At 69.8% G+C, this 890-nt stretch carries 1 protein-coding gene and 1 pseudogene; both read left to right on the forward strand.

The annotated features are described in order from the left end of the window. The coding region (locus ACFPZ3_RS51290; RefSeq protein ID WP_379521747.1) for a winged helix-turn-helix domain-containing protein at positions 1-148 on the forward strand (148 nt) is incomplete at its 5' end. A 217-nt stretch (positions 149-365) separates the two neighbouring features. Further along, positions 366-890 (forward strand): annotated as a pseudogene (locus ACFPZ3_RS51295) (two-component sensor histidine kinase); the annotation flags it as partial.

An 890-nucleotide genomic window follows, 5' to 3' on the forward strand; every position in this document is an offset into this window, starting at 1 on the left:
GTCGGTGTGGGAACACGGATATTTCGGCGACTCACGCCTGGTCGACGCGTGCGTGCAACGGCTGCGCGCAAAGATCGAAGACGACTCGGCCGCACCCCTCTACGTGCAGACGGTACGCGGCTTCGGCTACCGGTTCGGACCGGTATGAGCCGCCGGCGACAGGTCCGGCTACCGGCTCGGGCCAGTGTGAGCCACCGGTGACAGATCCGGGCACCGGCTCGGACCGTCGTGAACCACCGGCGAGAAGTCCGGGCACCGACTCAGACCGTCGTGAACCACCCGCGACAGACCCGGGCACCGACTCAGACCGGCGTGAACCGCCAGTGACAGGTTCGGGCACCGGTTCGGGCCGGTATGAGCTGCCGGTGACAGGTCGGCCGAGTCTGGGGCTGCGGGCCCGGCTGCTGTTCGCCTTCGCGCTGCTGTGTGTGGTCACCGCGGCGGCCGTGGCCGGCGGCATCTACGTGCAGGCCCGCAACGACATCCTGCAACGCGCCCAGGACGCCGCGGTGCTGGCGATGAAAAGCCGCCTGGAGGCACTCTTCCCGTTGCGGAGCGCGACACCCGACCCGGCCGAGCTGAACGAGATCGCCCGCACCGCGACCGACCCGTGCAGCTTCGCGGTCGCCATCTACCACGAAGCGCACTCTCCGGCCGGCCAGTTGGGGTGCGGAAGGCCCGGCGGGAACGCGCCGAATCTGGATCTCGGGGTGATACCAGCGGAGTTGCGGCGGGCGGTGGCCGATGGCGACATCGCGTGGCAACGCGTGCGGTGGCAGGGCGCGCCCTTCCTGGTCATCGGCACGCCGTTGCTGATCATCGAGCAGGACGGGACGACGCGGATGTCCGGCATCGAGGTCTACACCGCGCGCAGCCTGGGTCCCGAACAG

The organism is Nonomuraea insulae (assembly GCF_042656245.1).